Annotated in this window: 11 protein-coding genes; 3 read left to right on the top strand and 8 right to left on the bottom strand. The window is 31.0% G+C overall.

Annotated features, from left to right (window positions below):
• Positions 1–2 precede the first annotated feature (2 nt).
• Positions 3–3,611, bottom strand: a complete 3,609-nt coding sequence (locus ABXT66_RS08490) for a vitamin B12-dependent ribonucleotide reductase (RefSeq protein WP_443643070.1) — start codon at positions 3,609–3,611, stop codon at positions 3–5.
• Between the two features lie 439 nt (positions 3,612–4,050).
• On the opposite strand from ABXT66_RS08490, the gene mlaD reads away from it, so the two are divergent.
• Together mlaD and ABXT66_RS08480 are read left to right on the top strand one after the other, a co-directional pair.
• On the top strand, positions 4,051–4,497 hold the full coding sequence (gene mlaD / locus ABXT66_RS08485) for an outer membrane lipid asymmetry maintenance protein MlaD (RefSeq protein WP_443643069.1): 447 nt from the start codon (positions 4,051–4,053) through the stop codon (positions 4,495–4,497).
• 14 nt (positions 4,498–4,511) lie between these two features.
• Positions 4,512–4,940, top strand: coding sequence for a DUF2155 domain-containing protein (locus ABXT66_RS08480; RefSeq protein ID WP_443643068.1), 429 nt, complete (start codon positions 4,512–4,514; stop codon positions 4,938–4,940).
• Here the strand turns inward: ABXT66_RS08480 and aat are convergent.
• The 7 genes from aat to ABXT66_RS08445 form a co-directional block, all read right to left on the bottom strand.
• The gene (gene aat, locus ABXT66_RS08475) at positions 4,862–5,536 is read right to left on the bottom strand and encodes a leucyl/phenylalanyl-tRNA--protein transferase (protein WP_443643067.1); all 675 of its coding nucleotides are present in this window, start codon (positions 5,534–5,536) and stop codon (positions 4,862–4,864) included. The two genes, ABXT66_RS08480 and aat, sit on opposite strands and share 79 nt — an antisense overlap.
• Positions 5,537–5,562: 26 nt before the next feature.
• Positions 5,563–6,906, bottom strand: a complete 1,344-nt coding sequence (gene accC / locus ABXT66_RS08470) for an acetyl-CoA carboxylase biotin carboxylase subunit (RefSeq protein ID WP_443643066.1) — start codon at positions 6,904–6,906, stop codon at positions 5,563–5,565.
• Between the two features lie 9 nt (positions 6,907–6,915).
• On the bottom strand, positions 6,916–7,395 hold the full coding sequence (locus ABXT66_RS08465; protein ID WP_443643065.1) for an acetyl-CoA carboxylase biotin carboxyl carrier protein: 480 nt from the start codon (positions 7,393–7,395) through the stop codon (positions 6,916–6,918).
• A gap of 24 nt (positions 7,396–7,419) precedes the next feature.
• Positions 7,420–7,860, bottom strand: coding sequence for a type II 3-dehydroquinate dehydratase (gene aroQ / locus ABXT66_RS08460; protein ID WP_443643064.1), 441 nt, complete (start codon positions 7,858–7,860; stop codon positions 7,420–7,422).
• 71 nt (positions 7,861–7,931) lie between these two features.
• Positions 7,932–8,642 (bottom strand): DsbA family protein, encoded by a 711-nt coding sequence (locus ABXT66_RS08455; protein WP_443643063.1) that lies wholly within the window; start codon positions 8,640–8,642, stop codon positions 7,932–7,934.
• Positions 8,639–9,997, bottom strand: a complete 1,359-nt coding sequence (locus tag ABXT66_RS08450; RefSeq protein ID WP_443643062.1) for a M48 family metalloprotease — start codon at positions 9,995–9,997, stop codon at positions 8,639–8,641. Before ABXT66_RS08450 ends, ABXT66_RS08455 begins: the two co-directional genes overlap by 4 nt.
• On the bottom strand, positions 9,985–12,078 hold the full coding sequence (locus ABXT66_RS08445; RefSeq protein WP_443643061.1) for an Rne/Rng family ribonuclease: 2,094 nt from the start codon (positions 12,076–12,078) through the stop codon (positions 9,985–9,987). Before ABXT66_RS08445 ends, ABXT66_RS08450 begins: the two co-directional genes overlap by 13 nt.
• 418 nt (positions 12,079–12,496) lie before the next feature.
• On the opposite strand from ABXT66_RS08445, the gene ABXT66_RS08440 reads away from it, so the two are divergent.
• Positions 12,497–13,771 (top strand): N-acetylmuramoyl-L-alanine amidase family protein, encoded by a 1,275-nt coding sequence (locus ABXT66_RS08440; protein WP_443643060.1) that lies wholly within the window; start codon positions 12,497–12,499, stop codon positions 13,769–13,771.
• Positions 13,772–13,774: the final 3 nt, after the last annotated feature.

Below are 13,774 nucleotides of genomic sequence, written 5' to 3'. Positions count from 1 at the left end.
TTTTAAGAACAACCTGAAGTTGCACCACAGGTATTACATTTCATACATGTTCCATTTCTAACTAGGGTGAAATTACCACATTCACCGCAAGCTTCACCCTCATAACCTTTTATTTTAGCTTCAATTTCTTGAGCTAGATTAGGAGCTTGATTATTAATAACAACAGTATCCTCTTGATTAGGTTCATTTTTTGTGTCTTCTTTTAGAGAGGTTGTTTGCGGCATCATTGTCACGTTATTATTTCCACCTGATACAACCTTTAATTCTCTTCTAACAAAACCTCTACTAGCAACTTTCTCGGATATAAGATTTTTATGTCCTCCAGAACCAGTTGTACTTGATTCAAGGTCTTCAGGCCCAACATGACCCAAATCATTTCTGTCAAGATAGGATATAGCAAGTTCTCTAAAAATATAATCAAGAATAGACGTTGACATTTTTATTGTATCATTTCCTGTAACCATACCCTGAGGCTCAAAACGTGTAAATGTGAAGGCCTCAACATACTCTTCTAACGGAACGCCGTACTGCAGACCAATTGACACTGCAATTGCAAAGTTGTTCATTAATGATCTAAATGCTGCTCCCTCTTTATGCATATCAACAAAGATTTCCCCTAATTTACCACTTTCATATTCACCAGTTCTCAAATAAACTTTATGTCCACCAACTGTAGCTTTTTGTGTGTACCCTTTTCTTCTGTGGGGCAGTTTATCTCTTTCAGTTTGTACAAATCGTTCAACAATTTTTTCAACCACTTGACTAGTTCTCTTAGTAATATCTTCTTCGTTGGTTATGTTATCATTATCTTCGTCAATATCATCTTCATCAAGTAAAGCCGAGTTCAAAGGCTGACTTAATTTTGAACCATCTCTATATAGTGCATTAGCTTTAATGCCAAGTTGCCAAGATAGCATATAAGCATCACTACAGTCATCTATTGTGGCATCATTTGGCATATTAATTGTTTTCGAAATAGCACCAGATATAAAAGATTGTGCAGCTGCCATCATTTTTATATGGCTGTCAACTGACAAAAATCTTTTACCAATTCTTCCACAAACGTTTGCACAATCAAACACAGCTAAATGATCTTTATTTAAATGCGGTGCACCCTCCAATGTCATAGCACCACAAACATGAATGTTCGCAACGTCTATCTCTTCTGAAGTAAATCCTAAAAACTCTAACATATTAAAAGTAAAATCATTCATTTGCTCTGAAGACATGCCTAATTTTTCTTTACAAAACTCTGCTCCAAGGGTGAATTGGTTAAACACAAATTTAATATCAAATGCTGAAGCTAAAGAATCTTCAATCAAGTTAATTTCTTTTTCTGTAAAACCTTTAGAAATTAATGCATTATGGCTGATAGCTTGACAATCTTTTAAGCTGCCGGTACCTACTGCATATTTTTGCATGTCATCGATTTGATCTGCGTTATATCCTAAATATGCAAGAGCTTCAGGTACAACACGATTTATTATTTTAAAATAGCCACCTCCTGCTAATTTTTTAAATTTAACCATGGCAAAATCTGGTTCAATGCCAGTAGTGTCGCAATCCATAACAAGCCCAATTGTACCAGTAGGAGCAATCACTGTAGCTTGAGCATTTCTATATCCATTTTTTTCACCAAGGGACAATGCTTTTGACCAAGCTTCTTTTGCTGCTACAATTAATTTTTGATCAGGGCAGTCTTGGGCCATTAAAGGAACTGGATTAATAGATAATTCTTCATAATCTCTTGTTTTGCCTTCTGAAGCTCGTTTATGATTGCGTATTACTTTTAACATGTGTTTTGCATTTTCTTTATATTTAGGGAATGCTCCTAACTCGCCTGCTATTTCAGCAGAAGTTGCATATGATATACCTGTCATGATTGATGTTAGGGCTGCACAAATAGACCTACCTTCATCACTGTCATACGCAATCCCCCAAGACATCAATAATCCGCCTATATTTGCGTAACCTAATCCAAGTGTTCTATATTCATATGATCTTTGGGCAATTTCTTTAGATGGAAATTGTGCCATCATTACGGATATTTCTAATGTTAGAGTCCACAATCTAGTTGTGTATTCATAGGCTTCTATATCAAAAGATGCATCATCTTTTTTAAACTGTAGTAGATTTATAGAAGCTAAGTTGCATGCAGTGTCATCGATAAACATATACTCTGAGCAAGGGTTTGAAGCATTTATTCTTCCAGCTTCAGGGCAAGTGTGCCATTCGTTGATAGTAGTATCGTATTGTAGTCCTGGATCAGCACAAGCCCAAGCTGCTTCGGATATTTTTGACCACAAATCAGCTGCCTCAATTGTTTTATGAACTCCACCATCAGTTCGTCTAATAAGGTCCCATTTAGATTTTTGTGACACTTTTTCTAAAAAGTCATTACTAACTCTAACAGAGTTATTGGAGTTTTGACCTGATACTGTTAAGTAAGCTTCGCTATCCCAGTCCGTATCATATGTTTGAAATTCAATATCTTTAAATCCTTGCTTAGCAAATTGTATAACCCTTTGTATGTAATTTTCAGGAATCATTACAGCACGGCAATTTAATATAGCTTTTTTAAGTTCAATATTAATTTTAGGGTTTATTCGTTCTTCATCTTTATAGTTTGAAAGGTTACATGCATCCATTACAGATTTTAGATTTTTACCAGTTAATTTTGAGCCAGCAACAAGTGCAGCAACTTTTTGTTCTTCAACTACCTTCCAATTGATATATTCTTCAATATCTGGATGATCTACATCTACTGTCACCATTTTAGCTGCTCTTCTTGTGGTGCCACCAGATTTAATTGCTCCTGCTGCTCGGTCTCCAATTCGTAAGAAACTCATCATTCCGGACGATCTTCCGCCTCCAGACAAGCCTTCAGTGCTACCTCTTAATTTAGAAAAATTTGTACCTGTACCTGAACCATACTTAAATAACCTTGCCTCTCTTACCCACAGGTCCATTATTCCACCTTCATTAACAAGATCGTCTTTGACAGATTGAATAAAGCATGCATGAGGTTGAGGATGCTCATAAGAAGACTTAGATTTAACTAATTTTTTTGTTTTAAAGTCTACATAGTGGTGGCCTTGGCTTGGGCCATCGATTCCATATGCCCAATGTAAACCTGTATTAAACCATTGTGGTGAATTTGGAGCGCACATTTGAGCAGCAAGCATATATCTCATTTCATCAAAATAAATTTTTGCATCTTCTTCTTTTGTAAAATAATTACCTTTCCATCCCCAGTAAGTCCATGTGCCTGCTAGTCTGTCAAAAACTTGTTTGGCTGATTCTTCACCTTTAAATCTTTTATCTTCAGGAAGATGACTTAATTTAATTGCATCTGGTTCAGAACGCCATAACCAAGAGGGAACGTCATTTTCTTCAATTTTTTTTACATATGTAGGAATGCCAGCTTTACGAAAATATTTTTGCGCAATAATATCGGCTGCAACTTGCGAATAATTAGCAGGTACTTCTATATTAGGTGCGCTAAACACAATAGTTCCATCAGGATTCTTAATTTCACTTGTAGTAGTTTTAAATTCTAAACCTGAATATGCATTATCATTATTTTTAGTAAATTGTCTGGTAAACTTCATATTTTCCCTCTTTTAAATACAATGAATAAACAATCTTAGTTAATAAATTAGACTGGAGTATAAAAGCGTTTATTAAACCTGTGGATAAATTGTTTAAAATTTAAAACAGGTTTACGGGCTTTACAATTTTCTAAAAATAACGTGTTGTTTTTCCTTAATTTTATTTTCTTAATTAGCTTTTTTTAACTTATTTCAATAAATACTAGCCTGTGGATAAACACAATATGTAGTGATTATGAATATACAAACTACATGATTTAGTATGCTTTAGTAAAGTCAATAATTTAAATTTTTTTAATTTTTTTTTAACTATATAATTTTATTATGATTTTAACGTTTATGGATAAGTCTAAGTGAAATAATTATTACAATCATGTTTAAAAAGTTTAGTAATTTGATATAGTAGTTATAAATTTTAATTTAGTTAGGAACCTTATGCATGAGATATAGTTTGATTGAGATTTTGATGGGAGCCATCGTTTTAAGTGTTGCAATTGGCTTTTTAAGCATAGGTATGCAGTCAGTAAATAGCAATCAAAAGGTTGGCTATAATATATCCTTGATCTTTGGATCCTCAGCAGGTTTGAAAAATGGTGACAATGTCAAAATATCAGGAATTAATGTAGGAAAAATAACAAGCTTAGGTCTTAATTTAGAGGATTACAATGCAAAAGTAGATGTTAAATTGAATGAAAATATAAAAATTCCAGCCGATTCTTCAGCAAGAATAACATCATCTTCACTTTTAGGAGGGAATTTCATAGATATAATTCCCGGAGGCTCTGATACATATATCAAACCGAATGACACTATTTATGATACAAGTGATCCAGTAAGTTTCACTGATATGTTAGGAAAAGTTATTTACTCAGGAAATAAAAAATAAATAGGTAAAATCTTATGGTTATCAATATTATGTGTTTTTCAAAAATAGTTTTTCTTCTAATTTTAATTACTTTTTCAAAAAATATATTTGCTTCTCCATGGGTTGAAGGTAATAAATTATTAATTCAAGGGTTGGATAAAATTACAGCAAGAATAGAAACTTTTGAAGTATTTGTAGGTCAAACTTATAAATATGGTGTTCTTGATATTTTTGTAGAAAGGTGTGTTTTTTCCAAGCCAATTTTTAAACCTGAATCACTCGCTTATATAAGAATAAATGATAATTCTGATAGACTCTCAGAAGTTAAATTTAAAGGATGGATGTTTGCTTCAAGCCCAGCTTTAAATGCACTTGAAAATTCAGTTTATGATTTATCTATTTTAGCTTGCAAAAATGTTGATAGTATCTCAAAAAAATCCTCATCTTTAGAGGGTGAAGAATAGAATGTATTTTTGATATTTACAACCGACTTTAAGTCTTTCTTAAAACTAACTTTTTCAACTTCATAAGCTCCAAATTGTATTAAATGGTCATTTAAAAATTGAACGTCTAATATTTTAAAACCAGTTTTCCATAATCTTGCTACCAGGTTTAATAAGGCAACTTTACTTCCATTAGGAACAGAACTAAACATTGATTCTGCAAAGAAAACTCCGCCTATAGCTAATCCATAGATGCCACCAACTAATTTACGATTGTCCCAGCATTCAATTGAGTGTGCATATCTCATTTCATTGAGGGTAATAAATAACTTTTCTATCTCAAGATTGATCCACGTGTCATCTCTATTAATTGTAGCACATTTATGTATTACTGAAGAAAAGGCTTGGTTCATAGTGATGGTAAAAGGTCTCTTGTTAACTAAACGAAATAGACTTTTTGAAACATGAAATTTTTCTATTGGTATTAACGCTCTACATTCAGGATCAATAAAAACTAAATTTTTATCATTTCTACTTTCAGCCATAGGAAAGTATCCAAGCGTGTAAGCTTTTAATAACTCGTTTGCAGAAATGGTAATGTTAAGTGTGTTATTCAAAGTTAAAAAATCTGTATTAGGGCGTATTATTTTGAATCTAACAATTCATTTTCTAACCATCTAATGTCATAAGAACCTTCTTCCATAACTTTTGTGTCTAAAATATCTTTATGTAATTCAATGGTTGTAGAAATAGGTTCTATAATAATTTCTTTTAAAGCTTGTTTAAGTCTCGAAATACAGTGATTTCTATTATCGCCATGAACTATTAATTTAGCTATTAAGCTATCATAATATGGCGGTACAACATAACCTGAGTATACGCATGCCTCAACTCTTACGCCAAGGCCACTTGGAGAATGAAACTCTTCAATCTTACCTGGAGATGGGATGAAAGTTATAGGATTTTCAGCATTAATTCGACATTCTATAGCATGCCCATTTATTTTAACATCCTCTTGTTTAAATGATAAGGGAAGACCAGCTGCAATTCTGATTTGTTCTCTTACAAGATCTATGCCTGTTATAGCTTCGGTTATGGGATGTTCTACTTGAAGTCTGGTATTCATTTCAATAAAGAAAAATTCACCATTTTCATATAAAAACTCTATAGTTCCTAAGCCTAAATAACCCATTTCAGCTGCGGCATTAGAGGCTATCGTACCAATTCTATTCCTAGTTGTTTCATTGATTGCAGGGGAAGGCGCTTCTTCAATAACTTTCTGGTGTCTTCTTTGAATAGAGCATTCTCTTTCACCAAGATGAACAGTGTTTCCAAATTTATCTCCAATAATTTGAACTTCAATATGTCTGGGGTTTTGCAGATATCTCTCTATATAAACACGGTCATCACCAAAAGCTGCTTTTGCCTCATTTTTTGCAGAGATAAAGGCTGGTTCTAGCTCCTCTTTTGTCAAAGCAACTTTCATTCCTCTACCACCACCACCAGAAGCTGCTTTAATAAGAACAGGATATCCAATTTGTTCCGCTTCCTTTTCTGCTGATTCATAATTAACTATATCTCCCTTGGAACCAGGAACCAGAGGTATTCCTAATTTCTGAGCTGTGATTTTTGCTTCTATCTTGTCTCCCATGCATTTAATATGCTCTGTCTTAGGACCAATAAAAGTAATGTTGTGAGCTTCAACAATTTCTGCAAATTCTGCATTTTCTGATAGAAAACCAACGCCAGGGTGAATGGCGTCAGCACCCACTAATTTTGCAGCTGTTATTATAGCTGGAATATTTAAATATGATTTTGCAGATGAAGGAGGGCCAATGCAAACACTCTCATCGGCTAATCTTACATGCATTGCGTCATTATCAGCAGTTGAATGGACAGCAACGGTTTTAATATTAAGTTCTTTACAAGCCCTTAATACCCTTAAGGCGACATCACCTCTATTTGCAATTAGTATTTTTGAAAACATTAGAAAATTCTATTCAATAACAATTAATAATTGGTCAAATTCTATTGGTTGACCATCTTCGAATCCAATGAAAGCAACTTTCCCAGATTTATGAGCAGTAATGGTATTCATAACTTTCATTGCCTCAATTATAAGTAAGGTGTCACCTTTTATGACTGAAGAGTTAATTTTTATGAAAGGGTCTTTACCAGGTTCTGATGCAGAATATGCAGTTCCAACCATTGGTGAATTTATAGCACCTGGATGTTTATTATTATATTTTTCTGAGGTAGTAATTGTTTTATTTTCTTTTTCAACGGGAACAGTATTTATAGTTTGATTTTCAACTGATGGAACATTTGAAAAAATTGGATTTGAGTGTTTTACAATTTTAATCTTACACACATCGGTTTCATATTCTAATTCTGATAGTTTGTCCGTGTTAACTATATCAGATAAAGCCTGAACTAAATTTACTTCGTCTAGATTATTTTTTTTCTTGTCATTCATTAGTTATCCTATCTTTTCTTAAGCTTAGTCATTTATTAACTCTTTAATAGCTTCAATTGCAAGTACATAGGAGTTCACACCTAAACCTGCTATTATACCAGTTGCAACAGGTGAGATAAATGACTTATGACGAAAGTCCTCTCTTGCATATACGTTGGTTATGTGGATTTCAATTTTGGGGCCATCAAACATGGTCAAAGCATCAAGAATCCCAATTGAAGTATGCGTTAATGCTCCTGCATTAATTATAATGCCGCATGCATTATTATTTGCTTTATGTATTTCTTCAATTATTTCACCTTCAAAATTGGATTGAAAGAAATGTAAATCTAACTCATTACTTATACATCTTTCATTGCATAAAGATTTAACATTTTCAAAAGAGGTGTTCCCATATTTCTCTGGTTCCCTTGTTCCTAATAAGTTTAAATTTGGTCCATTTAAAATATATAGTTTTTTAATCATTTTATTCTCCAATTAAAATCATGGATAAAAAAGAAATTTATTTATAATAAGACATTCGTTATAGAAAGAAATCAACTTTCACGAAAGTTTTTTATTATTGTCTTTAAATTATTTTTGTTTATAGCACCTGGATAAATAATATCACCAATTATAAAAGCCGGAGTTCCGTTTAAATTTAGTAGTTTAGCTATTTCACGATTTTGTAAAAGTTGAGTTTTTATTTCAGGATTTTTCATGTCAATTTTTAGTTGTTCCAAGTTTAAACCTGTTTTTTGTGCAATTTTATATATTTCTTTTTCACTAATTCTACCTTTTAAGCTCATTAGTGAAGAATGAAAATCGTTATATAAACCTTGTTTTTTTGAGGCAAGAGCAGCTATAGATGCTATGTAAGAATCTTGAGATAAAATAGGGTATTCTACAAAAACAAAATTTAATTTCTTATCTTCAGCTAATGTTTCTAAAACTACTTTTAGAACTGATTTACAATATCCACAGTTATAATCAAAGAACTCATATATCGTTATGTTAGCATTTTTTTGAAAAACACCAGGATTCTTAATTATTTTTAGTGCATTAATAGCTTTTTGAACTTTTTGTTTTTCTAGATTAATTTTATGATTATCAAGAGAAGATTGAATTAAGTCAGGATTGTTTACTATAAATTCTTGTATTATTTTTTCTATAGTATCTTCTTTAATTTCATGAGATTTACATAAAGAGGGTAATAAAAGCATTAAAGCTGATAATAAAGTTATTATATTTAAGTTTTTATTTTTCATTTTTTTTCTTTTGTCCTAATTAAAATTTCTTGTCCCCTTAATCTATATTCCTCAGATAATTCTGGGAACTTAAAAGCCAAACTTACATATTTTTTTGCTTTCAAAAAGTTTTTTTTAATTAATGCTTCTTCCGCTAAGGCAATGTAAGAAATTCCTTTTTGGTTTATTCTACCTGATGCCTTTGCTAAAAGTCTCCATAAGTAACTCCATCGTGGATTAGTTTTTACTAGCTGTTCTAAAATATAGATTGATTGTTTATAATTATTTACTTCGTTAGTTTGTAGCAATGACTTAACCAAAGAAAAATTAATTAGATCAGTAGAGTCAACTGAATTACTGTTTAGGATTTTTATCGCTCTTTTGTAGTTTTCTATTGCCTTTTTAAAATCACCTTTTGCAAAATAAATGTCTCCACAAAGTTCAAATATAAAAGGGTAATTCTTAAATTTTACTATTAATTCATTTAAATTATTAATTGCTAAATCGTACTTACCTATTCTTAAATTTCCTACAACATTATTATATAAATATAAAACTTCATTGTTAATTCTTTCATTATTTAAAATTTCAGAGGAATTTTGATTATAAGCTTTTATTTTGTTACTTATATACTCTAAAGAGATATTATTATCATTAATAAAAATTTTTGTTTTTACTGATTTTGAGCTTGAAGGTAAATTAATATATTTATTCAGTTGCCTTAATCTTAATTTAGAAACGGGATGAGATCTATAAAAATCACTTCGTAGAGGTTGGTTTAACATTTCCTCTTCACTTAACCTGGATAATAAACTTTTTAAACCATTTAAAGAAATTTTAGCTTTCTTCATGATGTCTAGTGCAAACTTATCAGCTGCTTGTTCTTGAATTCTCGTAAATTGAAGGTAGGATTTTGTTGTTAGATCTTGACCACCAATGATTAAACCAGTCGCAGCGTTGCTATTCAATTTGCCCCCTATTGATAGACCAATTCCGGCTATTGCAGCTATAGTTGAATATTTGGAACTTTTATCCTTATTAATAAGTCTACTAGTATGATGATTTAAAATTAAATGACCAATTTCGTGAGCTATAACCCCTTGAATTTCACTGATTGATTCAGCTTTGTTAATTAATCCTGAGCTTACATAAATCTTGTTTGAACCTGTAACAAATGCATTGTACTCATTATTCAAAATTAGCCTGGGATAAAATTTCTTACCTTCTTCTTTAAGGTTTTGTGAAATTGATACTATAATTTTTTGAAGAAAAAACTCGATCTCTGCATCTCTAATAATTTTAATTTTTTCGGAAGCTATTGAATTACATGAAAAAAAAAATAAAAATATGAACAGTAATTTTTTTATTTTGACCACCACCCTTTTCTTTTAGGTTTTTGAGGCTTTGCGTCATTGTCTATTTCTGTAACCTCAATGGGAGAAGAAGTTTGAACTATCCTAGGATTTTTTGTTTCAGTTGTAGCCGTTTCGTTTATATTATTCTTTTCATCGTCTAATGTATTATCGTTTTCTGATTTAATTTTAACAGATTTATTTTTCTTAGATTTGCTCTCATTTGATTTTTTATTGTTTTCTCGTGTATTTTTTCTTTTTTTAATATTTTTATTTATTTCGTTTTGATCTGTCTTCTCAGTTGCTTTGGTTTCGTTTTTATTAATTGAATTATTATTCTTTGTTTCTTCTTCATTGGAAAGATCTTCATTGGGAGTTACTTTTTTATTTTTTCTTCCTATTTTCTTCCCTCTTTTTCTTCTATTGTTATTTTCTTGGTCATTAATGGCAGATCCTTCTTGATTTTCTTTTTTTTCTGTCTGTATCTTATTTTGTGTATTGATTTTTTTGACTGTTTCTAATTTTTTCAATGGTGGGATAATGCTATTGTCATTAATAAATTCAATCAAAATGTTGTATCGAGATTGAATTTCACTAAGTTGATCACGTTTTTTATTTAAAATATGAAGTATAACACTAGAGTGAGCGTATACATTTACGCCTATATTATTATCGTTGGCACCTTCCTCTTCGATAGATCTAAGTATTTGTACAGCACTAACCTCAATAGATTGAATGCGACCTGATCCACCACAATGCGAGCATAATTCGGATGAGTTTTCGACAACTGAAGGCCTAAGCCGTTGTCTAGACAATTCTAGAAGCCCAAAACCACTAATTTGGCCTATTTGTATACGGGCTCTATCTTTTCTCATTGCTTCTTTTAATTTTTTTTCTACGTTATTTCTATTTTTAACCTCTTCCATGTCAATGAAATCAATAACGACGAGACCTGAGAGATCTCTGAGTCTTGCTTGTCTAGCAAACTCTTCAGCTGCTTCCAAGTTTGTTTTAAGTGCTGTATCTTCTATAGACCTTTCTCTAGTAGCCTTGCCAGAGTTAACATCAATCGCAACTAATGCCTCTGTTTGATCGATAATAAGGTAACCTCCAGAATTAAGGGTTACTTTAGGGCTAAATATATCAAATAACTGTGTGTCTAGGTTATAGTTTTGAAATAGAGGTTTTTTTACATCATTATATTCTTGAACTTTCTTTGCATGACTAGGCATTAATGCTTTCATGTAGTTCTTACAAACTTTATAGGCCTCATTACCCTCAACTAAAACCTCATCTATATCATTATGATATAAGTCACGTATAGCTCTTTTGACAAGTGAACCTTCTTCATGAATCAGAGTTGGTGCATTTGACTCTAAAGTAAGCTTTTTTACGTTCTCCCATGTGCTCATGGAATTAGAGTAGTCTCGTTTTATTTCAATTTTTGTCCTTTTACTTCCAGCAGTTCTAATTATTAGTGCCATTCCTGTTGCTAGATCAAGATCATCAACTATTTTTTTTAATCTTTTTCTATCTACAATATTTGCAATTTTTCTACTAACTCCTCCTCCTCTAGGAGTATTAGGCATAAGTACGCAATATCTTCCGGCAATTGATATATAAGTTGTTAATGCAGCTCCTTTGGTTCCTCTTTCTTCTTTAACAACTTGAACCAATAATATTTGACGTCTAGCAATAACTTCTTGAATTTTATAATTTCTATAAAGGTTACGTTTAACCTTCCTCAATTCTTCTTCACTAAAATCTTCTTCAATTTCTTCATTTATATTTTGATTAATATCAAGTTCTTCGTCTGTTTTTGCTGATACATCGGCAATTAATTTTTGTCTGTCTTCTATTGGAATTCTGTAATAGTCTGGATGAATCTCACTAAATGCTAAAAAACCTTGTCTGTTTCCACCATATTCTATAAATGCCGCTTGAAGGCTGGGCTCAACTCTAGTAACTCTTGCAAGGTAGATATTGCCCTTTAATTGTCTTCTAGAATGAACTTCGTATTCAAAATCGTCAATTTTATCATTTGTGCTTGTGATTACCCTGGTTTCTTCTGTTTGCCTTGCATCAATTAATAAACGTTTAGTCATAATTTATCTCCAAACTCAAAAAGGCAATCAAATGTTATTTTGATTACACTAAATTAACTTGAATGAGAACTTGAAGAGTTAAAGATGTTTATTTCTTAGGTTAATTAATTAGTTATTTAAAAAAATCAAATATTAATGTCATCTTTTATAAAAGCTCAATTTAAAATTAAAAATCAACAACCATTAATTCCCTACAAATAATTTGTAACACTAAAAATTAAATCTCATTCTGTATTTCACCCGCATTTGCTAGGTTTCAAATGATTAAATTGAAATTAACATTCATATATTTTAACAAATTTACTTATTCAATTTAATCACATAAATTCTATTTTAAGTTATATATTGTTGATTGAGCCAAGACAAACTTTATTTTTTGATATAATAAATAATTATATAGCATTAAACAAAAACTCGTATGAATAACTTAATTGAAATTAAACCTAAAACAATGCAAATAATATTAATCTTACTAACTTTTATTCTCTCTCATGAAGTTAAATCTGATCAGTTAAAAACACATTGTGGAATAAAATTTAATAATTTAGTTTGTATGAATTTAGATCTCAACAATAATATAAAACTTAATCTCTTGGATGAGCCATATCGAATAATTATTGATTTTGAGAAACCTATAAGATTTAAGAATATTTCAAAATTCAAAGAAAATAAACAGAGCTTATTGACGGATGTAAGACTTAGTTCTAAATCAAAGCTTGGCTCCAGGCTTGTTTTAGAATTATCTCAACCAGCTATTATTTCAGACTTTTTTTTTAATAAAGTTGAAAATAATAACGAGTTGCTAAACCTAGAAATGAGCATTAGTAACACTTCTAAGACTAGCTTTAGTATAGCTAAGCATGTTTTATATAAAAATAAAGGAAATTTTCTAACACTTACCGATAAAATTAGTCTATCAGAAACTAAAAAACAAATAAGCTTAAATCAAAGAAGTTTTAACTCATTACCTTTAAAAAGACCAAAAAATTACAGAGCATCGATAATAGAAAAAAAAATAATTGTTTTTATTGATCCCGGACATGGAGGCAAAGATCCTGGAGCAATTGGAGTGTTAGGTACTTTAGAAAAAGATTTAACTTTAAAAGCCTCCCTCTTAATCGCTAAAGTTTTAAATAAGAACAGACAAATTAATGCTCTTTTATCCAGGACAGGTGATTATTTTATTCCACTTAGAAAGAGAATTGAATTAGCAAAAAAAAATAAAGCAGATATTTTTATTTCCATTCACGCAGACTCAAGTGAAAATAAAAAAGCTAGTGGTATTTCTGTTTTCAGTCTTTCAGATGTTGCGTCGGATAAGGAGGCACAGAGATTGGCCAAAAAAGAAAATGAAGTCGACAAAATATTAGGCCTTGAGGAAAGCATTAAAGATCCACTTATATATGGATCTTTAATAAAAATGTTTCAAAGAGAAGCAATGAATGACAGTTCTATTCTAGCCAAAAATATTATTTCTAATTTAAAAGAGACTAAATTAGCTTTAAATAGAGGACATAGATTTGCAGGTTTTGCAGTCTTAAAATCCTATGATATACCTTCAGTCTTAATTGAAATAGGCTTCTTGTCAAATAAACAAGAAGAGAAAAAAATGTTAAATAGTAAATATATGAAAAATTTAAGCCAAGGGTTAGCGAATGCCATAGAAAATTATCTAACTGATAAAAGCAGATAGAAC

It is taken from the genome of Candidatus Levibacter sp. Uisw_134_01, assembly GCF_047717795.1.
In the GTDB taxonomy this organism is placed as follows: domain Bacteria; phylum Pseudomonadota; class Alphaproteobacteria; order Puniceispirillales; family Marisalimonadaceae; genus Marisalimonas.
The sequence above is the reverse complement of the archived record's forward strand: the minus strand, read 5'-3'. Positions and strand labels throughout refer to the sequence as shown.